This is a genomic window from Wocania ichthyoenteri Th78 (assembly GCF_000789235.1).
GTDB lineage: Bacteria > Bacteroidota > Bacteroidia > Flavobacteriales > Flavobacteriaceae > Wocania_A > Wocania_A ichthyoenteri.
In genome coordinates, this window is record NZ_KN525716.1 from 2,035,190 (window position 1) to 2,057,059 (window position 21,870).

A 21,870-nucleotide genomic window follows, 5' to 3' on the forward strand; every position below is an offset into this window, starting at 1 on the left:
TGATAGTTTCTATATTGTCTCTAAATTTGTTTTATGCAGTTAAATTCATCTTTTACAATTTATAATGCTTCTGCTGGTAGCGGAAAAACCTACACCTTAGTAAAAGCGTATTTAAAATTTTTATTTAGCTCTACTAATCTTTATTTGTTTAAAAACATTCTTGCCATTACGTTTACCAATAAAGCGGTTTCGGAAATGAAAGAGCGTATTATAGACATGCTAAAAACGTTTTCTGAAGAGGCTATTTTAAAAACTTCAAATAGTATGTTTAACGATATTTGTGAAGAACTAGAAATAAAACCTAAAAAGCTTCATGAAAAATCTAAAAAACTACTAAATACCATTATACATAATTACGCTGCGTTTGATATTAGCACTATTGATGGGTTTACACATAAATTGATACGAACTTTTGCACACGATTTAAAATTGCCTTTAAATTTTGAGGTTGAATTGGATCAAGATGCGCTTTTAAATGAAGCTGTTGACAGTTTAATAGCCAAAGCTGGAACTGATGATGCACTGACAAAAATTTTGGTAGATTTTGCTATTGAAAAAGCTGATGATGATAAAAGTTGGGATGTATCTTTTGATTTTAATAAGATTGCAAAATTGTTGGTTAATGAAAACGATATGCCGTTTATTGAAATCTTAAAGCACAAAACTTTAAACGATTTCAAAGGGCTTAAAACGCATTTGAAAAAAGAAATTTTAACTTTTGAAACTATTATAGTTGAAGAAGCGCAACGTGTTTTGACCTTAATTGAAGAAGCTGGTTTGGAGCAGAACGATTTTTCGAGAGGTTCGTTACCAAAACACTTTCAAAACCTTAGTAATAAAAGGTTTGATATTAAATTCGATTTAATTTGGCAGGGAGATTTATTAGAAAATAATCCGCTTTATCCTAAAAAAGTTTCTGATGATGTTGCCTCAATAATTAACCAAATTCAACCACAATTGGCAACGGCTTTTAACAGCACCAAACAAGCGGCTTTTCATCTTAAATTTTTAAAAGCTTTTTATAAAAACGTCACGCCGCTTTCTGTTTTAAACGCTATAAATAACGAGTTAAATGCTTTAAAAGCTGAACAGAATAAAATGCTGATTTCAGAATTTAATGCCATTATCAGCAAAGAAATAAAAAACCAACCTACACCTTTTATTTACGAACGTATCGGCGAAAAATTCAAGCATTACTTTATTGATGAGTTTCAAGACACATCGGTTATGCAATGGGAAAATTTAATTCCGTTGCTAGAGAATTCACTTTCTGCCGAAAACGGAAGCACTATGTTAGTTGGCGATGCCAAACAAGCTATTTACCGTTGGCGCGGTGGCAAAGCAGAACAATTTATTGATTTGTTTAACGAAGCGAAACAGCCATTTCATATTAAACAAAAAGTAGAAACACTCGATGACAATTACCGAAGTTTTAAAGAAATAGTAGATTTTAACAATGGCTTTTTTAAATTTTTATCACATCAAATTTTTACTGCTGATAATTATAAAACGCTTTACGAAAATGCACATCAAAACATTACTAAAAAAGAAGCAGGCTATGTCGCATTTTCATTTTTAGACATTGAAAAAGAAGATGATAGAAATGAACTGTTTTCAGAAAACACCTTAAATAGCATTAAGGACTGTTTAGAAAATGGTTTTGATTTACAAGATATTTGTATTCTTGTTAGAAAGAAAAAAGAAGGTATTGCGGTTGCTAATTATTTGAGTCAGTATAACATTCCTATTGTATCTTCCGAAACATTGTTGCTGAATAATTCAGCCGAAGTTAATTTTATAAATAATGTGTTAGCACTTTTAATTCAGCCAAAAAACAACGAAATAAAAATTGCTGTTTTAAATTATTTAACGACGCTTTTTAATATTGAAAACAAGCACGAATTCTTTACAAATCATATCAATTTAGAATTGCCTGAGCTTTTTAAAAGTTTTGAAAAATTCAATATCCATATAAATAATAGTGATTTATTACAACTACCGCTTTACGATTTAGCAGAAACTATAGTGAGAAGCTTTAATTTGGTTAAAATATCCAACGCTTATATTCAGTTTTATTTAGATGTGGTTTTAGATTTTTCACAGAATAAAGGCTCGGATATTTCTGGGTTTTTACACTACTTCGCTAAGAAAAAAGAAAACTTAAGTATTGTATCGCCTAAAGGGCAAAATGCAGTACAAATCATGACCATTCATAAATCTAAAGGTTTGGAATTTCCTGTGGTTATATTCCCTTTTGCCGATTTAGATATTTACAGAGAATTAGAACCCAAAGAATGGTTTGCTTTAGATAAAGAAAAATACAACGGCTTTTCGCATACGCTCTTAAACTACAATAAAGATTTTGAACATTATAGCGATGAAGGCTTACGCATATTTAACAAACATAAATCTGAACAGGAATTAGACAATATCAATCTGCTTTATGTAACATTAACAAGAGCTGTGGAGCAATTGCATGTTATTTCTACTAATGATATTTCATCAAAGGGCGAAGTAAATACTAAAAAGTACTCTGGGTTGTTTATTGAGTATTTAAAATCTATTAACGAATGGGAAGATTCTAAATTAACATACACCTTTGGAATCCCTAAAAGAGTTGTAGAAATTGAAACTCCGAAAAAAGAAGCTCAAATTCAACAGCAATTTATTTCAACAGCAAAAGAAACTCATAATATAAAAGTAGTAACAAAATCTGGGTTACTTTGGGATACCACACAAAAAGAAGCTATTGAAAAAGGAAATCTTATACATAATATCATGTCTAAAATTAATACTAAAGACGATATTGATGTTGCTGTAAACGATTTTATAAATGTTTCTTCAATTAATAAAGAGCAAGCAAAAATTTTAAAAACCGTTGTAAATGAGATAATTAATCATTCTAAGCTTGAAGGTTATTACACGTCAAGTTACACCATATATAATGAACGTGATATTATTACAAAAGAAGGTGTCATTTTACGTCCAGATCGCGTAGTTGTAAATGCTAACAACGAAGCTGTTATAATAGATTACAAAACAGGTTTTGAAGATAAAAAGCATCAGCAGCAATTACAATCGTATCAAGATGTTTTAGAAGACATGAGCCTAAAAGTGATTAAAAAAATTCTTATTTACATAAATGATGATATTCAAATAAAAGCGATTTAACTTTTTAAAAAACATAAAACCATGTACAGCACTATAAAACAACATTTACAGAACGAAATTCAAGATATTAAAGACAATGGGCTTTACAAAGAAGAACGCATTATAACTTCGGCACAAGGTGCAGAAATAACTTTAAATACTGGCGAAACGGTTTTAAACTTTTGTGCCAACAATTATTTAGGCTTGTCTTCGCATCCAGATGTTATTCAAGCGGCAAAAGATGCTATGGATACACATGGTTTTGGCATGAGTTCGGTACGCTTTATTTGTGGCACTCAAGATATTCACAAAGAACTAGAACAAAAAATCGCAGATTTCTATCAAACCGAAGACACCATATTATACGCTGCGGCTTTTGATGCTAACGGTGGCGTTTTTGAACCATTATTAGGAAAAGAAGATGCCATTATATCAGATTCTTTAAATCATGCTTCTATTATAGATGGTGTGCGTTTGTGTAAAGCAGCAAGATATCGCTATCAAAATAGTGATATGGCAGATTTAGAAACGCAACTTATTGAAGCTAATAAAAACGGAGCACGTTTTAAAATAATAGTAACAGATGGCGTCTTTTCTATGGATGGCTTAGTAGCTCCATTAGATGAAATTTGTGATTTAGCCGATAAATATGATGCATTGGTAATGATTGATGAATGTCATGCCACAGGTTTTATAGGCAAAACAGGTAGAGGAACACTTGAAGAAAAAGGCGTATTAAACCGTATAGATATTATTACAGGAACACTCGGAAAAGCGTTAGGGGGAGCTATGGGAGGCTATACTACCGGTAAAAAAGAAATTATTGATATGCTACGCCAACGCTCAAGACCTTATTTGTTCTCAAATTCGTTAGCCCCTGCCATTGTTGGAGCGTCCATTAAGGTTTTTGATATGCTTGCAAATAATACAGAGCTTAGAGATAAACTAGAGTGGAACACCAATTACTTTAAAAAAGGAATGAAAGCCGCAGACTTAGATATAATAGATGGTGATTCGGCTATTGTACCCGTAATGTTATACGATGCAAAATTATCTCAAACTATGGCAAATATGCTTTTAAAAGAAGAAATATACGTTATTGGGTTCTTTTTTCCCGTTGTACCGAAAGGTAAAGCAAGAATTCGCGTACAACTATCTGCAGCTCACACAAAAATGCATTTAGATAAGGCTATTGCTGCGTTCACAAAAGTTGGCAAAGCACTAAATATTATCTAAAATCATTCTGTACTGTCGATGAATAAAAGAATTATCCAATATTTTTATATATTTGTCTTTGTTAATAACATTTAACAACTTACTTTTGCTTACAATTAACACTTAAAAATTAAACTTTTGAATATGAAAAATCTTAGCAGATTATTGTTCGCTATGTTGCTTGTACTTGGTTATAGCAACGTAAATGCGCAAGACGAAAACAACCCATGGCAAATTACCATAGGAGCTAACGCAGTTGACTTTTACCCTACAGGTGAAAACGCACCACTTGGTGATACCTTTGATGAATACTTTAATGTGGGTGATCATTGGAATATCTTACCTTCTTTATCAACTATTTCTGTATCTAAATACTTAGGTGATGGTTTCTCTTTTGGAGTTGCTGGATCTTTAAACAAAATTGACAAATGGGGAGATGCTTCAGTTGATGATTTATCTTACTATGGAGTAGATGGAACTATTAAATATAGTCTTGGTAACTTACTTAACTCAAATACTTTCGAGCCTTACTTAGGTGCAGGTGGTGGTTACACTTGGGTTGACGAAGTTGGTGCCGGTACTGTAAATGGTACTTTAGGTGTAAATGTTTGGTTTAACGAAAACATTGGCTTAACACTTCAATCTGCATATAAACATGCTTTTGAAGATTATTTAAATACACATTTCCAACACACTGCTGGAATTTCTATCAAATTTGGTGGAACTGATACAGATGGTGATGGTATCTACGACAAAGATGATGCTTGTCCAGATGTTGCTGGTTTAGAAGCTTTCAACGGTTGTCCTGATACTGACGGAGATGGTATAGAAGATTCTAAAGATTCTTGTCCTAACGAAGCTGGTTTAGCTGAATTTAACGGATGTCCAGATGCTGATGGTGATGGTGTTGCTGATAAAGATGATAACTGTCCTACAGTTGCTGGTTTAAAAGCTTTAGCTGGTTGTCCAGATGCTGATGGTGACGGTGTTGCTGATGGTGATGACAACTGTGTTAACACTGCAGGTCCTGCGGCTAACAAAGGTTGCCCATGGCCAGATACTGATGGTGACGGTGTTTTAGATAAAGATGATAACTGTGTAGATGTTAAAGGAACTGTTGCTAACAATGGTTGTCCAGAAGTATCTGCTGAAGTGCAAAAGCAACTTAATGAGTATGCTAAAACTATCTTATTTGATACAGGTAAATCTACTATCAAAAAGCAATCTGCAGAAGTTTTATCTGACATTATTAAAATCTTAAAAGAGTATCCTACTTCTAAATTTACTGTAGAAGGACATACTGATAGTGTTGGTAGCGAAAAATTAAACCAAAGATTATCTGATTCTAGAGCTAATTCAGTTAAAGAATACTTAATTGAAAATGGTATTGACGCATTCAGACTTTCTGCTCTTGGTTACGGAGAATCTAAACCTATTGATTCTAACAAAACTAGAAAAGGTAGAGCTAACAACAGACGTGTTGAAATTAACTTAGCAAAATAAGAAACTAAATATTAGTTTTAAAAATAAGTTTTAGAAAAACGCTTCGGATATCCGAAGCGTTTTTTATTTTTATATACTCCCAAATAAACTTTAAAACGGCATATTAGAATGACTACTTTTATTTTTGATGTTTTAAAAGATTTACAAAATTCTAATATAAATCTTTCAAAACTAACTTTTATTTTACCTAGCAAAAGAGCTGGTTTGTTTTTAAAGCATCAACTTTATAAAGTTACAAATGAAACTATTTTTTCTCCACACATTATAAGTATAGAAGAATTTGTAGAAGCCTTATCTCAACTCAAAACAATTTCAAATACTGAACTTTTATTTGAATTTTATAACAGCTACACTCAACTAACTAATAAAGAAAATATAGATTCTTTTGAATCGTTTTCAAAATGGGCTCAAATATTACTTCAAGATTTTAATGAGATTGATAGATACCTCATTCCACAAGAAAATATATTTAATTATTTACGTGACATTCAAGAATTAAATCATTGGTCGTTAGAAGAAAATAAATCTGATTTTGTCAAAAACTACTTGTCATTTTGGAGCAAGCTTCATAATTATTACACACACTTTACCAAACATTTATTAAACAAAAATGTTGGTTATCAAGGATTGATATACAGAGAAGCTGTTAAAAATTTAGAATCATATATTCAGAACAGTACAGAAAAACAACACGTTTTTTTAGGCTTTAATGCTTTAAATACGGCTGAAGAAACCATCATACAGAAACTACTCGAAAATAATTTAGCAAAAATTTATTGGGATATTGATGATGTGTTTTTAAACAATCCAAAACACGATGCAGCACTATTTACAAGGCAGCACAAAACAAATTGGAGCTACTTTAAAAACAATTCATTTAATTGGATAACAAATAATTACTCGAAAGAAAAAAACATTTCAATTTATGGCGTTCCAAAAAACATTGGACAATCTAAATATATAGGAACACTTTTAAATAATCTAAGTAAAAACAACCAATCTTTACAAAACACAGCCGTTGTTTTAGGTGACGAAAATTTATTGATTCCTGTATTAAATTCATTGCCTGCAACTATTGAGGCTTTAAACATTACTATGGGTTTTCCATTAAAATCTATTCCGCTTGCCTCTCTTTTCGAAAGTTTATTTAAGCTTCATAAAAACCCATCAAGATCATTCTATTATAAAGATGTTATAAACATTATATCGCATCAATTTATAAGACCGCTATTATATTTTAATGATACAGATTATGCTTCTAAAATAATTGAAACCATTGAAGCAAATAACATTATCTATTTAGCTGCGGATAGATTAAAACAAATTACTTATAAAGCTGAAACCATTATTGATATACTCTTTACCAATTGGGAAACATCTATTGATGTGGCTTTAAAAAATTGTGAGCAATTAATCTTAATTATTAAAAATAATTTATCTGAAAACAAAACTTCAAACCTATTATCCTTAGAATATTTATTTCGTTTTAATGAATTATTTAACGAGCTATCGCGATTAAATTCCGAATACAATCACATTAAAGATATTTCAACTTTATTTAGCATTTACAAAGAATTATTAAGCACCGAAACACTCGATTTTCAAGGTGAACCTTTACAAGGTTTACAAATTATGGGTATGTTGGAATCTCGAGTTTTAGATTTTGAAACCGTCATTATTTCATCTGTAAACGAAGGCGTGTTACCATCTGGGAAAAGTAACAATTCTTTTATTCCGTTTGATGTTAAATTAGAAAATAATCTGCCTACTTATAAAGAAAAAGATGCGGTTTACACCTATCACTTTTACAGACTTTTGCAACGTGCCAAAAATATTTATATTTTATACAATACCGAAGCCGATGTGTTAACTGGAGGCGAAAAAAGTAGATTCATTACACAATTACAACTAGAAAATATTCATAAAGTAAGCCATCAAATTATTGCGCCTCATGTGCCAGTAATAAAGCCGTCATTAAATGAAATAAACAAAACGCCTGAGCTTATAAATCAAATTATTGAAGTTGCAAAAAAAGGGTTTTCACCATCATCACTTACCAACTATATTAGAAATCCTATTGATTTTTATTATCAGAAAATATTAAAAATTCGGGAACACGATGACGCTGAAGAAACCGTTGCAGCAAACACCTTAGGAACCGTTGTACACAATACACTTGAAGATTTTTATAAACCATTTGTTGGAAGATTTTTAACGATTGAAAACATCAAAAGCTTAAAACCAAAAATATCTGAAAGGGTAAGCTATCATTTTAAGAATGAATATAAAGAAGGCGATATAACAAAAGGTAAAAACCTTATTGTTTTTGAAATAGCAAAACGCTATGTTTCTAACTTTTTAGATTTAGAAACACAAGATTTAAAAGCTGGAAACCAAATAAAAATTATAGCTATTGAAGCTAAAAATGATGTTCCATTCGATATTCCAGAACTTAATTTCCCTGTAAATCTAACAGGAAAAGTAGATCGCGTTGATGATTATAATGGTGTAACCAGAATTATTGATTACAAAACAGGACACGTTAGTCAAAGCAATGTAGAGATTGTAAATTGGGAAGATATTACTACAGATTATAACAAATACAGCAAGAGCTTCCAAGTGCTTACCTATGTGTTGATGATGCATCAATCCAATCAAATAAACCTTCCTGTTGAAGCTGGCATTATTTCATTTAAAAATTTGAGTAGCGGCTTTTTAAAGTTTGCTAAAAAAGACAAAGCAGGATCTTATGCTAAAAAAGACACGTTGATTACTGAAGAAACGCTTGATAAATTTAGCGATGAATTAAAGCAACTCATTTTAGAAATTTGTAATTTGAATACACCTTTCACCGAAAAAGAAATATAAATGACTATTGAAAAAAACATAATTATTAACGGTAAACACAAAAAACCAATATTAACCGATTTATTTTTTAAAGATGATGACATTAAAAAACCAATATTAATATTTTGCCATGGCTACAAAGGTTTTAAAGATTGGGGTGCATGGAATTTGATGGCAAAAGCATTTGCAGAAAGCGGTTTTTACTTTATAAAATTTAATTTTTCGTATAATGGCGGCACTGTAAACAACCCATAGATTTTCCAGATTTAGAAGCTTTTGGAAATAACAATTACACCAAAGAACTAGACGATTTAGAATCTGTTATAGAATGGGTGTGTTCGAATTCTAAACTAAAAAAGAATGCTGATATAAATAACATAACTTTAGTAGGGCACAGTAGAGCTGGCGGAATTGTAACTATAAAAGCTGAAGAAAATAACAAAATAAAAAAGGTAATAAGTTTAGCTGGTGTATGTGATTTTGGTAAAAGAACAGCAACTTCTGGAGGTTTAGAGCAATGGAAAAAAAATGGTGTTAAATATGTTCTAAACGGACGAACAAAACAGCAGATGCCACATTACTTTCAATTTTATAAAGATTTTATTGCCAATGAAAACAGACTCACCATTAAACGTGCCGTATCAAACTTAAAAATTCCATATTTAATTATTCATGGAAATAATGTACTAGTGTTTTTATTGATGAAGCTAAGAGCCTCCATAATTGGAATCCTAAAAGTCAATTAGAAATTATTGAAGGCACCAATCATGTTTTTGGAGCACAACATCCATGGGAGAAAGAAATACTCCCTAATCATTTAAAAGAAGCTATAACCAAAGTTATAGACTTCTTAGAGTATTAAAAAATATTGTGGAGAAGATCGGATTCGAACCGACGACCTCTTGACTGCCAGTCAAGCGCTCTAGCCAACTGAGCTACATCCCCGTGAATTTATTTTAACCCGCTTAAAACTAAAACAGGTATATTACTATTAAAGTCTTTCTTCAAAATCACATTTTTCTCCCATTTCTTTGTGAAGAACCCTCTTTTTCTTCGTACTACGCACAACATATCTGGTTCAGTAGTACGATAATGCTCTAACACACCTTGATACGTCGTTGCATTTTCTGAATAAATCGTATTAGAAATTAAAGATTGTAAGTCGCTATTCAACTTAAAATCATCTTCATTATAATAAGGTGTTTTAACTAATAATAAATTAGCATCTGCTTTAAATTGGTCTTTAATATATTTAAGTGGCTGCAAAACATTCTCTTTTTTAATAACTGCAGATTTTACAGCCATTAAAATATGTTTAATTGGCTTAAACACTTCGCCTTCTGGCACAATAAGTGCTGGAATTTGAGTTTGTTTAATAATTTTTCCTGAAGTTTTCCCTAAAAACACTTCGTCTTTAATTGAATTAGTTCTAGGTTCAACCAAAATCAAATCAATATTAGCGGCCTTACATGCTAACTCCAATGTATCAATTAGCTTTCCTTTTAAAGTTTTCACTACTACATCAACATCCTTTGTGTCAATTTTTGATACTAAATCATTTAAAAACGCTTTACTTTCTCGTTCTATAATATGATCTACTTTAATCATAGTACCAGCTTTAGTATACACATTGTAAACTTGCACAACATAAAGTTTTGCATTAAAAGCTTTGGCAAAATCTACTGCATATTGCAAATGACTTAAAGCATTTTTTGATGAGCCAACGGGTACTAAAATATTCTTCATAATAAAAAAGTTTAAAAGACTAAATTTGTAGCAATATTTATGCAAAAGTAAACATTAAAAATGATTCGTAAAGCAACGCTTGAAGATATAGATGGAATTATAAAAATTACTAAAGCATGCGCTAGCTTTATGATAGACAACGGGATATATCAATGGAACGAACATTATCCTAATAAAGCAGCTTTTAAAAATGATGTTTTAAGAAACGAATTATATGTAATTGAAGAAGACAAAAAATTAGTTGGCTGTATAGTCATTTCATCATTTATGGACGAAGAATATATCCCCATTTCTTGGTTAACTGAAAACAAGCGTAATATTTATATCCATCGTTTAACCATTCATCCTAAATATCAAGGAAAGGGCTATGCACAAAAATTAATGGGTTTTGCTGAAAACTTCGCCTTAGAAAACAAGTATACTTCCATAAGATTAGATACCTTTTCGCAAAACAAAAGAAACCAAAAGTTTTACGAACTACGGGGGTACAAACGCTTAGGAAATATTTATTTTCCTAAACAAAGCAATTATCCTTTTTATTGTTATGAATTAGTATGGTAAACACAAGCATAAGCTTAAAACACATAAACAAATTAGCAATTCCAGCATTAATTTCTGGAGTATCTGAACCTATTTTATCATTAACCGATGCAGCAATAGTTGGGAATATAGAGTTTAACGCCACTGAATCTTTAGCCGCTGTAGGTATTGTAACCACCTTTTTATCAATGTTAATCTGGGTTTTGGGTCAAACCCGAAGTGCTATTTCATCAATCGTATCACAATATGTTGGCGCAAATAAACTCGATAAAATTAAAAACCTGCCAGCGCAAGCTATCTTTATTATTACTTCATTAAGTGTTTTAATAATAATAGGAACTTACCCTTTTGCAAACCAAATTTTTAAGCTTTATAATGCCTCCGGTTTAATTTTAGATTATAGTGTCAATTATTACAGAATTCGTGTTTTCGGATTTCCTTTTACACTTTTTACCATAGCTGTTTTTGGTGCTTTTCGCGGATTACAAAACACCTATTATCCTATGCTAATCGCCATTATAGGAACCATTACAAATGTTATTTTAGACTTTGCTTTGGTTTACGGAATTGATGGTTACATATCGCCCATGAACATTAAAGGTGCTGCATATGCTAGTGTAATTGCACAATTATTAATGGCTATTTTTGCAGTCTATTATTTACTTAAAAAAACTGAAATACCTTTAAAGTTAAGCTTTCCTTTTAACAAAGAAATTAATCGTTTTATATTAATGATTCTTAATCTTTTTGTACGTACCATTGCGTTAAATGTCACCCTTTATTATGCCAGTGCTTTTGCTACTAGTTACGGAGCAACATACATTGCAGCATATACTATTGCTATTAACTTGTGGTTTCTTGGGGCTTTTATTGTAGATGGTTATGCTAGCGCAGGCAATATTTTATCGGGAAAACTGTACGGTGGAAAAGAATATAATTTACTTATTATATTAAGCAACAAATTAATAAAATATGGTATTATTATAGGCATCCTAATAGCCATAGTTGGAGGCTTATTGTATTACCCTTTAGGTAATATATTTACTAACGATCCTGAAGTTTTAAAACAATTTTATAGCATATTTTGGATAGTTTTAGCAATGCAGCCATTATGCACAATCGCTTTTATTTTCGATGGTATTTTTAAAGGTTTGGGTAAAATGGAGGCGTTGCGTAACGTTCTTTTAATCTCTACATTTTTAGTTTTTATTCCTGTTTTATTTTGGTTAGATCATCTCGATTATAAACTTTATGCCATTTTTATAGCCTTAACGTTTTGGATCATTGCACGAGGCTTTCCTTTAATTTTAATTTTTAGAAAAATATTTATTCCTCTTTCAAAAAACAATTAACTTTGGTCGATAATTGATGAAAATAATTGCAATGACCTTGTTAAAAGCTTTCCTTAACCAAATAGATATTGAAGAAAAAATTAATAAAGCACCCAATTCTAATTATGAAATCGGCGTGTTTATTGGTTCTATGCTACCCTTTGCAACACTAGTAGTAATAGCCTATTTAATATTTAGATACAATAAAAAAAGAATAAATAAAAAGTAACCCTTATGGATATCATGTCATTTATTAGCGGCAGCGGACTATTTTTAATATTAGGCTTAGTTTTAATAATCGTTTACTTTCTAAACAGAAAAAAAAGAAGATAGTATCTTTGCAAAGCAAATAGCATTATAAAATGAGCAACATTCGCATTACAAAACAATTTTCTTTCGAAACTGGTCACGCCCTTTACGGATACGATGGCAAGTGCAAAAACGTACACGGTCACAGTTACAAACTATCGGTAACCGTTTTTGGCAAGCCTATAACAGACACCAATAATGTGAAATTCGGAATGGTAATCGATTTCGGCGATTTAAAAAAAATTGTAAAAGAAGAAATTGTAAACGTCTTTGATCATGCCACCGTGTTCAACAAAAACACACCACATGTTGAACTCGCTAAAGAGCTTAAAGACCGTGATCACAACGTGCTCTTGGTAAATTACCAACCCACCAGCGAAATGATGGTTATCGATTTTGCTCAAAAAATAAAAAAACGTTTACCAAATCATATTGCGTTACATTCCTTAAAACTTCAAGAAACCGATACCTCGTTTGCAGAATGGTATGCCTCCGATAATATTTAGGGCGTTACCCCAAAGGGTCGGGCTTTCGGTAGTCGCTTCCTCCTTTAGTCGGCGAGCTCAAACAAGCCGTTCAATCCCTAACCTTATTTGCATTGTGTTTTTTTAAAGGTTCGTTTAATACATAGATAAGGTTCCGTTTGCAATGAACTTTATCGGTTGTTAAACGAATTTAGTCAATTTTTCTGACAAATTCAAATCCTAAAAGCCACTATCTCTCAACCACAACCCATTTCCCCTTCGTTCTAACCAAATATTCATTATCGTACATCGCTTCAGCTTGAATACCTGGTAAATAATACGTGCCTAAATACGATGCATTTAACATGACGTTAAATGTTTTTGTAATGTGTTTTCCTTTTTCTGGTAAATCAAAATAAAAGTTTACACGGTCGTCTCTAATATCTGTAAATCGAGCTTGACTTATTGTTGCACTACCAAAATCTGTAAATCTGGTATTTACAATTTCCCAACCCGATGGAAAAATCTTTGTTAAAGCCACATCGTTTACACGTTCATTTTTTAAATTACTTACACTAACTGTAGCAACAAAATCTTGCCCTTGCTGTAGTTTCGATACATCAATGGTATTTCCTTTTAAATCTTTATAAGTATACGATACACTTAACCCACGTTGTTCAGCAAGTTCTTCACCTAATGGTAATTTCCCTGAATTTAAAACACGCACATAAACCACATTGTCTTTTTGGTTTGTAAAAGACACACTATTTGCACCATCTTTAACTTGTAATTCGCGTTGCGCAATGGCACTTTTGGTGTCTATACTTTCAGTTTTTCCATTGATTGAGTAATTAACTTTTAATGCTTTTCCGCCATTTGCATCAACCATTTTTGCCATAGCTAATAAACTATACGCTGTGGTTTGAGTGCTCATCCAACGGTTGCTCGATAAATCTTTGGCAATATATTCAGCAAGTTCTCGTGTTTTCGGGTTTTTAGTAAGCACCATAGTTTCTAAAGCCATGGCACGATTTCTATCTCTAGAGCCATAAGTATAATAATTATACTTAACGGGTTTAAACTCGATGTTTGCAGATTGCGAAATGTTATCGCTCGCTTCTTTTTGTCCTGCTAAAGCATAAGCTGCAGCGAGTCGCCATTTGGCTTCGTTTGAAATTTCAGAGAACTCCCGCAATCTATTCATACTTGCTAAATCTGGACTTCCAGCTAAAGCTAAAGTATATAATCGGTAAGCTTGTGCTAAATCGGAATTGTAAGTTCTATAACTTGGTCGCCAATTGCTCGCTGCTTGTTTTTGGTATTTAATCCAGTTGCTTTTAAAAGTTAATGGCAGTACATAGCCTTTCTTTTCGGCTTCAATTAAAAAATGACCTGCGTAACTGGTACCCCAATCATTTGCTGTGTTTTCTCCCATCCAATAACTCATACCACCATTTGGTCTTTGGAAATGTCCTAATCGCTTTATGCCGTTTTCGATATTATTTTGAATAGCTTGTTTTTTCTTGTGTGTTAAATCGAAAATATCACCTAAAAATAATTGCGGAAATACGCTCGATGTGGTTTGCTCAACACAACCATGTGGATACTGAATTAAGTATTGCAATCTACGAGAAAAATCCATTGGTGGTAAGGTTGAAAACTCTAAGGTTGCTGAATTTGTTCCAGCAACACCGAAGGTTGAAAATGATAAATTTTCAGTAGCATTTGCAGCTAATGTTTTATCAATGGCTTTTGAGGTAATAGGATTAGGGTTAACCACATCCAACTCTACTTTATACGATGATTTTTCACCGTTTCCAGAAGCAATAACTTCAACCGTATTAATGCCTTTTGCTTTACTAACATCCAATTCAAAATACGTCATTTGCTCGTCAGGTTTCACAAAGCTTAAAGCTTTTGTTTTTGCGCCAACAACCGAAATGCCATCACTTAGTTTCAAGCTAATATTCACGTTTTTCACTTTAGGTTCCATTGCAAAAACGGTTACCGGAAGCGTTACTTTTTCACCTGGGCTTAATTTCCGAGGAAGCGTAGCTAAAACCATTAAGGGCTTTTTAACTTCAACAGATTTATCGGTGCTTCCGTAAGCTTCATTTTTATTGTCGCCCGCAATAACCATAGTACGTACTGCGCCAATGTAGTTTGGTAGTTTTATGGTATGCGATTTTTGTTCGCTTGCATTTAAATTAAAAGGCCCTAAATAAGTAACTACTGATTTAAATCGGTTTGCTTTTTTGTTTTTTCCACCAGCGGCATTTCCATCACCACCAATAGCAAATACTTGATCGATACTACCCGAATATGCGCCAATAACAGCATCAAAAACATCCCAAGTTTTTACACCTAAAGCTTCACGTTTGTAAAACTCATTCCAAGCATTGGGGGTTTTAAATCGGGTTAAATCTAGCAAACCTTCTTCAACCACAGCAATGGTATAGGTCATGGCTTTATTGTTTTTTTCTGAAATATTGACTTTAAAGGTTTCTTTAGGACGCAATACATCTGGCATTTTTAGTTGTGGTTCTAATTTGGTGTTTGGATCTTCCACCATGATAGGAATAACGCCAAATAAACGAATTGGTAAATCGTTTGCCGAAATAGCATGCGGTTGTAAAAGCGAAATATTTACAAACACATTTGGTGCCATTTCTGAAGTGATTGGCACATTAACCGTAGTTTCACCTTGTTGTGTTTTTACCCATTTATAGTCTAAAACTTCGGTGCCATTTTCAATACTTACTAAAGCACGACCTTCGCTACCAGATTGAAAGGTGATTTTTGCGGTTTCACCAACGTTGTACTTTTCTTTATCTGCTGAAAACACCAACATTTTTGCAGCTTCTTTATCTCCAGAACTAGAGTTGCCCCACCAATTTTTATAAAAATAAGCGGTTCTCCCTGTAGCGTGACCACTCTCAGGATCGATAATTCTGATGAGGTAACGACCGCGATCATTATCTGGAATATTTATTTTGAATGTGCTTTTTCCGTTAGTATCAGTGTTTATTTTTTGGCTTAAATATGGTCTGTGGTAGCTGCTAGACACATAACTTGATAGGTTATCGTAAGAGGAATTCCACCACCATCGCCATTCAATTTTATAGACTTTTACTTCAAGGTTGTCTCGTTTTACAGGTTTCCCTTTCGCATCAACCACAACCAAATCAAAGGTTTGGTTTTCATCCGTAAAAAACGAACCATAAGCATTTCCTTCTGGAGAACGTAAACCAACGAAAGATTTGTAAGGGGCGTATTGTTTAGTGAAAGCATCCATTGAGAAATCACCACCATTTTCGAAAGCGCGAACCAAAAATTGAGCATTTAGCATCCCCGGAGCATTTTTGCCAACATTTAATTTATTATTGATTTTTGCTAAACCATCAGCATCAACTTTACCTTCAAAAACATTAATTTCTTCAGTATTAAATTTACGAGTAGGGTCGTTAAAGATGTAATTTTTATAACCTTTAAAGCTGGTGTAAGACGGTGTGAATTTCGCTTTAATTTCTGCTTTTAAATTCTTTCCTGCTGCTCCATGAAGCCATTTTACATCTAATGTTCCTTTTAATGGTTCTGTACTAGTTAGGATGTCGTTTTCAAAATCTACTTTAATTTTTAATCGGTTTGGTTTAACAGTTTCAATTTTTAAACCTTTATAAAATGTAGCACCACCAACCGAAACTTTAGCGTTATAGTTTCCTGTTTTATCTTCTTGAGACGTTGGCACAGTGAATTTGTAAAAATTATTAAGATGATCTGCAGTTACCTTTTTATAAAGTAATTTTCCATTTGGGTTAGTGATTTCCATTTTAACAGGATGTCCTTTTGGTAGTTTATTGTCGGTATCGTTTAACATAAAAGTTAAATGCAAAGTATCTCCTGGTCGCCAAACACCACGTTCGCCATAAATGTAACCTTTAAGTCCGCGTTGTAAACGGTTTCCAGAAACATCAAACTTGCTTAGTGATAACGAATTACCATCGTAAAGTTTAACGTAGGTTGTGTTTTGTCCTTTTGTAACAATAGCAAAATTTGCATGCTTGTCAGAATCAATGGTGATTAAACCCTGCTCGTCAGTAGTTCTACTAGCCAATTCTTGCTGTTGAAAATTAAACAGCGTCACCTTTGCACCAGCTTCTGGATTCGTATTTAAAATGCTAGTCACTGCAAAATAATAGGAGTTGTTAGTACCTCGTTTTGCAATGACACCAAGATTTGATGCCAGTAGGTTTTGAGATACTATTTTACGTTCGTTATAATACGCATCGTGGCAGGGGTTGTTTTCTTCACGCCAATTGTAGTTGTAGTTTTTGTAGCGATATATTAAATTATCCCAGTATTGTTCTTCGCGTAAATCTTCATCTTCTGATGATATTTCGTCTAAATCATTTTCATAATTATCGTCTTCGTAATATGCATCGTATTCATCATTTTCGGTGTTTGTAATATTTGAGTTCGCTTCGCAATCATATAAAGAATAACTCTTATTGTAGCTTAATTCTATACGATAAATAGCACCAGCATCAGCTTTAAAAAACTTAGATAAATCTATACTGTAAGCTTTCCATTTACCCGTATTTTCTGCTGCTGTTTGGAGTTGAATTGTTTGTTTTGCAATACGACGCCCCACTTTTTTAATATCATATCTATTATCACTATTCAAATTGTTATCTTGTAAAAACTGAAGCACATTATCTTCAAAAATTTTGATAACCCTTACATCAACAGCACTTAAATTAACAGCTTCAAAATTGAATTTTAATTCTTGAGAATTTGGTAAAATTGAACCATTACTAATTAAACGTACTTGTGGTTTTAAGTCTTCAAAAGCAATAGTTTCAGAAAAGGGTTTCTTCAACTTATAATTATCGGTATTTTTTATGCCTTGAAAAACATCAACCTGAATATTGCCAACCAATTTACTATCTGGGTACACTTTTAGCACATTTCCATCTACGATATATTTTGGGTTTTTAACCTTTTGAATAGTAACTAAACCCTCAAAATTTTGCTGTTTTTTAAGTGGATCTGAAAAGTTGATCGATAGATGTTGTTCTGGCGACTGAATAACATCTACATCCACAATTGTAAAATTATTTATTCCAGGAATGTTAATGGTGTTTTTACCTTTGTTTGGTGCTTTTATAGGTTTCCCATTCCACTTTATATCAATGTTACTGTCTTCTATTTGTCGATTGATACTATCAATTTTAAATTCAAAATATTTAGAACTTTCGTTGGCTTCATTAAAAACGAGATTCAGGTTTTTACCGTTTTGAGATGCTTCAACTAAAGTTTTAGCATCGGCAATCGATATTACATCAGCAGATTTTATAACGCCTTCAAGGTATTGCCAATTTTTACTGTAAGATTGTAAATGATTGGTAACTACATTAAAATTGGGCGTGATGGTTTTAAACTGAAAGGTGTAATCTTTAAAACCATCGGGCATGTTTTTATAAATTGCCCCAAGCTTTACGATAACGGTATATTCGGTATTAGGTTCTAAATATTCATCTGGTGTAAAAACTAGTGTGTGTTTATTGGACGCAGTTAATTTGCCTTCAACATGTGGTTTTATGCTTACTATCTTATCTGTAATTTCCGCACCCATTTCCCAGCCTTCAACATCGTTAGCCAAATTAATTTGAACAGGACTAGCAACCGATGTCATTCCCGAAGTGGTATAACTTATATAGTCTCTAAATTTGAAAAGATTATCGGTTTCTGTTACTTTCTTTTTACAGGAGGCTACTAACGTAATAATCAAAACGAAAGTAAAAAGCTTTTTTAATGGCATAGATTGATGGATTTTAAATGAACAAAATAACTGAAAAAGAAAGCGTAGGTAGTTTCATTTGTAGATTTCTATTAATTTTATCTGTCAAATGTAACATCGAAATAGCTTTGTAGGAGAAAGATATTTTTATACACGATGTTTCTCGTTAATAAAAGTACGTTCAAGTTTTTACGTTTAGACTTAGTAGTTTTGTTAAAGTGTTCTTAAAGTTATTCCTCATTGTAAATCCCAATAGTCAACTCACCTTTATCATTCATAGTCGCTCTATACATACCAGCCGTATTAAATTCGGCTACCATATTGCCGTTCTTATCAATAGCAACAATACCACCAGTACCACCAAGATTGGTTAGCTTATTTTGAATGACTTCTTTTGACGCTTCTTTAAGCGATAATCCTTTGTATTCCATAAGCGCAGAAATGTCATAGGCGACCATGCCACGAATAAAGTATTCGCCCCAACCTGTGCTCGATACGGCGCAAGTACTGTTATTAGCATACGTACCAGCACCAATAATAGGCGAGTCGCCAATGCGTCCCCAACGCTTATTAGTCATGCCGCCCGTTGAGGTTCCAGCAGCTAAGTTTCCGTTTTTATCGAGTGCTGCACAACCTACCGTTCCAAATTTTGAATCCTTAATACCGCTATCATAAAATGAGACTTTAGTATCATGATCTAGTTCTGTATGTTCTTTTTCTTTTATGTTTTGAAGTGATTTATAACGTCTTTCAGTGTAAAAATAATTCGGGTCAACAATTTGTAAACCCTGTTCTTTGGCGAATGTGTTTGCTCCTTTTCCAGATAGCATCACATGAGGCGATTTATCCATAATCGCTCGTGCTAAATCAATAGGGTTTTTAACCGTTGTTGTTCCTGCGGAAGCACCAGCATTTAAAGTTTCTCCATCCATTATGGAGGCATCATGTTCGTTAGTTCCTTCATTTGTAAAAACAGCACCTTTTCCCGCGTTAAATAGTGGAGAGTCTTCCATAATATTTATGGTTTTAGTTACTGCTTCTAAACTTGTTCCTCCATTTTTTAAGATATCATAACCTATTCGAATAGCTTCTTCTAATTTTTGTTTATAAGCGGTTTCCATTTCAGAAGACATATTCTTTTTTAAAATAGTGCCTGCGCCTCCGTGAATAATTATGGAGAACTCTTGCTTAGGAGTTTCTGTAGTTATTTCTGTATTATTTTCAGCATTTTTACAAGCACTAAAAAGGAATAAAACGCATAATAAAAAGATGTTTTTTTTCATAATAAATTAATAGGTTGAATAGTTTTTAAAGATAGTATTTTAATGTAAAATTGAGAAAAATAAACACTATAAATTAGTATATTCGCAACAAAATTGAATAATAATATTAAAACAAAAATATATGGAAACGGTGACAACTGATTTCGGAATACAAGAAGCTTTAGAAGCATTGGGTGTAAAGGCTGTTAATGAAGGCACTTCAACAGGTTCAAACAATTTTTCTAATGGAGAAATTATAGAATCCTATTCGCCAGTTGATGGAAAATTAATTGGTAAAGTAAAAACGACTACCAGAGCAGATTATGACAAAGTAATGGAAACTGCTACAAAAGCATTTACATCTTGGAGAGATATTCCTGCTCCTCAACGTGGAGAAATTGTTCGTCAATTTGGAAACAAATTAAGAGACTTAAAAGAGCCATTAGGGAAATTAGTGTCTTACGAGATGGGTAAATCTTTACAAGAAGGCTACGGAGAAGTTCAAGAAATGATTGATATCTGTGATTTTGCTGTTGGATTGTCAAGACAACTAAACGGGCAAACCATTCCATCTGAAAGACCAGGGCACGTTATGAGAGAACAATGGCATCCAATTGGTGTTGTTGGTATTATTTCGGCATTTAACTTTCCAGTTGCAGTTTGGGCGTGGAACACAGCTTTAGCTTGGATTTGTGGCGATGTTTGTGTTTGGAAAGGTTCTGAAAAAGCACCGTTATGTACTATTGCTTGTCAAAATATTATAGCAGAGATCTTAAAAGAAAACAACTTGCCAGAAGGTATTTCGTGTATCATTAATGGCGATTATAAAGTTGGTGAAATGATGACTACAGATTCTCGTATTCCTTTAGTTTCTGCTACAGGGTCTACAAGAATGGGACGTATTGTTGGGGCAACTGTTGCTGAACGTTTTGGAAAATCTTTATTAGAGTTAGGAGGTAATAACGCCATCATTATAACTCCAACTGCAGACTTAAAAGTGGTAGTTCCTGGAGCTGTTTTTGGTGCTGTTGGTACTTGCGGACAACGTTGTACTTCTACAAGGCGATTAATTATTCATGAATCTGTTTACGATAAAGTTAGAGATGCCATTGTTGGTGCTTATGGTCAATTGACTATCGGAAATCCATTAGATGAAACCAATCATATAGGGCCATTAATTGATAAAGATGCCGTTAACACCTACTTAGCTGCTATCGAAAAAGCAAAAGCAGAAGGTGGAAACGTATTAGTTGAAGGTGGTGTTTTAGAAGGTGAAGGTTACGAAAGTGGATGCTACGTTAAACCAACAATTATCGAAGCAGAAAACCATTTTGAAATTGTACAGCACGAAACTTTTGCTCCTATTTTATATTTGATGAAATATTCGGGCGATGTAGAAAATGCTATTGCTAAACAAAATGGTGTAGCTCAAGGCTTATCGTCTGCAATTATGACCAATGAAATGAAAGAAGCAGAGAAATTCTTATCGTATGCAGGTTCAGATTGTGGAATTGCGAATGTAAACATCGGAACTTCTGGTGCTGAAATTGGAGGTGCTTTTGGTGGTGAAAAAGAAACTGGAGGTGGACGAGAGTCTGGTTCTGATGCTTGGAAAGTATACATGAGACGTCAAACAAATACAATCAATTATTCTGATGAGTTGCCATTAGCTCAAGGAATTAAATTTGATTTATAAGAATAAG

Annotated in this window: 14 protein-coding genes and 1 tRNA gene; 11 read left to right on the plus strand and 4 right to left on the minus strand. The window is 32.9% G+C overall.

Annotated elements, in window-relative coordinates; genetic code table 11:
* Positions 1–33: 33 nt before the first annotated feature.
* The 6 genes from RG22_RS08905 to RG22_RS18240 all read left to right on the plus strand — a co-directional run bounded on the left by RG22_RS08905 (position 34) and on the right by RG22_RS18240 (position 9,461).
* Positions 34–3,171 carry a UvrD-helicase domain-containing protein gene (locus RG22_RS08905; protein ID WP_034042570.1) on the plus strand — a complete coding sequence of 1,046 codons (3,138 nt, stop codon included), beginning with the start codon at positions 34–36 and terminating at the stop codon, positions 3,169–3,171.
* 21 nt (positions 3,172–3,192) lie between these two features.
* Positions 3,193–4,386: a glycine C-acetyltransferase gene (gene kbl / locus RG22_RS08910; RefSeq protein ID WP_034042573.1), complete on the plus strand. Its 1,194-nt coding sequence runs from the start codon at positions 3,193–3,195 to the stop codon at positions 4,384–4,386.
* 123 nt (positions 4,387–4,509) lie between these two features.
* A complete protein-coding gene (locus tag RG22_RS08915) occupies positions 4,510–5,868 on the plus strand; it encodes an OmpA family protein (RefSeq protein WP_034042575.1) in 1,359 nt (452 codons plus the stop codon).
* Between the two features lie 108 nt (positions 5,869–5,976).
* Complete coding sequence (locus RG22_RS08920; RefSeq protein ID WP_034042576.1) at positions 5,977–8,736, plus strand: PD-(D/E)XK nuclease family protein; 2,760 nt, start codon at positions 5,977–5,979, stop codon at positions 8,734–8,736.
* A complete protein-coding gene (locus tag RG22_RS18235) occupies positions 8,737–8,970 on the plus strand; it encodes an alpha/beta hydrolase family protein (protein WP_338062086.1) in 234 nt (77 codons plus the stop codon).
* Positions 8,971–9,047: 77 nt separating this feature from the next.
* Positions 9,048–9,461, plus strand: a complete 414-nt coding sequence (locus RG22_RS18240) for an alpha/beta hydrolase family protein (protein WP_338062087.1) — start codon at positions 9,048–9,050, stop codon at positions 9,459–9,461.
* A gap of 125 nt (positions 9,462–9,586) precedes the next feature.
* On the opposite strand, the gene RG22_RS08930 is transcribed toward RG22_RS18240, so the two are convergent.
* Positions 9,587–9,660, minus strand: a tRNA-Ala gene (locus RG22_RS08930).
* A gap of 6 nt (positions 9,661–9,666) precedes the next feature.
* On the minus strand, positions 9,667–10,461 hold the full coding sequence (locus RG22_RS08935) for a universal stress protein (RefSeq protein WP_034042578.1): 795 nt from the start codon (positions 10,459–10,461) through the stop codon (positions 9,667–9,669).
* A 60-nt stretch (positions 10,462–10,521) separates the two neighbouring features.
* On the opposite strand from RG22_RS08935, the gene RG22_RS08940 reads away from it, so the two are divergent.
* The 4 genes from RG22_RS08940 to RG22_RS08955 all read left to right on the plus strand — a co-directional run bounded on the left by RG22_RS08940 (position 10,522) and on the right by RG22_RS08955 (position 13,147).
* Positions 10,522–11,022 (plus strand): GNAT family N-acetyltransferase, encoded by a 501-nt coding sequence (locus RG22_RS08940; RefSeq protein WP_034042580.1) that lies wholly within the window; start codon positions 10,522–10,524, stop codon positions 11,020–11,022.
* The gene (locus RG22_RS08945) at positions 11,016–12,353 is read left to right on the plus strand and encodes an MATE family efflux transporter (RefSeq protein WP_034042582.1); all 1,338 of its coding nucleotides are present in this window, start codon (positions 11,016–11,018) and stop codon (positions 12,351–12,353) included. Before RG22_RS08940 ends, RG22_RS08945 begins: the two co-directional genes overlap by 7 nt.
* 16 nt (positions 12,354–12,369) lie before the next feature.
* Positions 12,370–12,561, plus strand: coding sequence for a hypothetical protein (locus RG22_RS08950; RefSeq protein ID WP_034042584.1), 192 nt, complete (start codon positions 12,370–12,372; stop codon positions 12,559–12,561).
* A gap of 133 nt (positions 12,562–12,694) precedes the next feature.
* Positions 12,695–13,147: a 6-pyruvoyl trahydropterin synthase family protein gene (locus tag RG22_RS08955; protein WP_034042585.1), complete on the plus strand. Its 453-nt coding sequence runs from the start codon at positions 12,695–12,697 to the stop codon at positions 13,145–13,147.
* A gap of 208 nt (positions 13,148–13,355) precedes the next feature.
* Here the strand turns inward: RG22_RS08955 and RG22_RS08960 are convergent, their stop codons facing one another.
* On the minus strand, positions 13,356–18,926 hold the full coding sequence (locus RG22_RS08960; RefSeq protein WP_034042588.1) for an alpha-2-macroglobulin family protein: 5,571 nt from the start codon (positions 18,924–18,926) through the stop codon (positions 13,356–13,358).
* Between the two features lie 209 nt (positions 18,927–19,135).
* Positions 19,136–20,188, minus strand: a complete 1,053-nt coding sequence (locus RG22_RS08965) for an isoaspartyl peptidase/L-asparaginase family protein (protein WP_034042590.1) — start codon at positions 20,186–20,188, stop codon at positions 19,136–19,138.
* Positions 20,189–20,309: 121 nt separating this feature from the next.
* On the opposite strand from RG22_RS08965, the gene amaB reads away from it, so the two are divergent.
* Positions 20,310–21,863, plus strand: coding sequence for an L-piperidine-6-carboxylate dehydrogenase (gene amaB / locus RG22_RS08970; RefSeq protein ID WP_034042593.1), 1,554 nt, complete (start codon positions 20,310–20,312; stop codon positions 21,861–21,863).
* Positions 21,864–21,870: the final 7 nt, after the last annotated feature.

Excerpts from the sequence above, each read along its gene's own strand:
- amaB (WP_034042593.1), top strand. The coding sequence starts at position 20,310 with ATGGAAACGGTGACAACTGATTTCGGAATACAAGAAGCTTTAGAAGCA.
- RG22_RS08935 (WP_034042578.1), bottom strand. The coding sequence starts at position 10,461 with ATGAAGAATATTTTAGTACCCGTTGGCTCATCAAAAAATGCTTTAAGT.
- RG22_RS08965 (WP_034042590.1), bottom strand. The coding sequence starts at position 20,188 with ATGAAAAAAAACATCTTTTTATTATGCGTTTTATTCCTTTTTAGTGCT.
- RG22_RS08905 (WP_034042570.1), top strand. The coding sequence starts at position 34 with ATGCAGTTAAATTCATCTTTTACAATTTATAATGCTTCTGCTGGTAGC.
- RG22_RS08920 (WP_034042576.1), top strand. The coding sequence starts at position 5,977 with ATGACTACTTTTATTTTTGATGTTTTAAAAGATTTACAAAATTCTAAT.
- RG22_RS08960 (WP_034042588.1), bottom strand. The coding sequence starts at position 18,926 with ATGCCATTAAAAAAGCTTTTTACTTTCGTTTTGATTATTACGTTAGTA.
- RG22_RS18235 (WP_338062086.1), top strand. The coding sequence starts at position 8,737 with ATGACTATTGAAAAAAACATAATTATTAACGGTAAACACAAAAAACCA.
- RG22_RS08955 (WP_034042585.1), top strand. The coding sequence starts at position 12,695 with ATGAGCAACATTCGCATTACAAAACAATTTTCTTTCGAAACTGGTCAC.
- RG22_RS08915 (WP_034042575.1), top strand. The coding sequence starts at position 4,510 with ATGAAAAATCTTAGCAGATTATTGTTCGCTATGTTGCTTGTACTTGGT.
- RG22_RS08945 (WP_034042582.1), top strand. The coding sequence starts at position 11,016 with ATGGTAAACACAAGCATAAGCTTAAAACACATAAACAAATTAGCAATT.
- kbl (WP_034042573.1), top strand. The coding sequence starts at position 3,193 with ATGTACAGCACTATAAAACAACATTTACAGAACGAAATTCAAGATATT.
- RG22_RS08940 (WP_034042580.1), top strand. The coding sequence starts at position 10,522 with ATGATTCGTAAAGCAACGCTTGAAGATATAGATGGAATTATAAAAATT.
- RG22_RS08950 (WP_034042584.1), top strand. The coding sequence starts at position 12,370 with ATGAAAATAATTGCAATGACCTTGTTAAAAGCTTTCCTTAACCAAATA.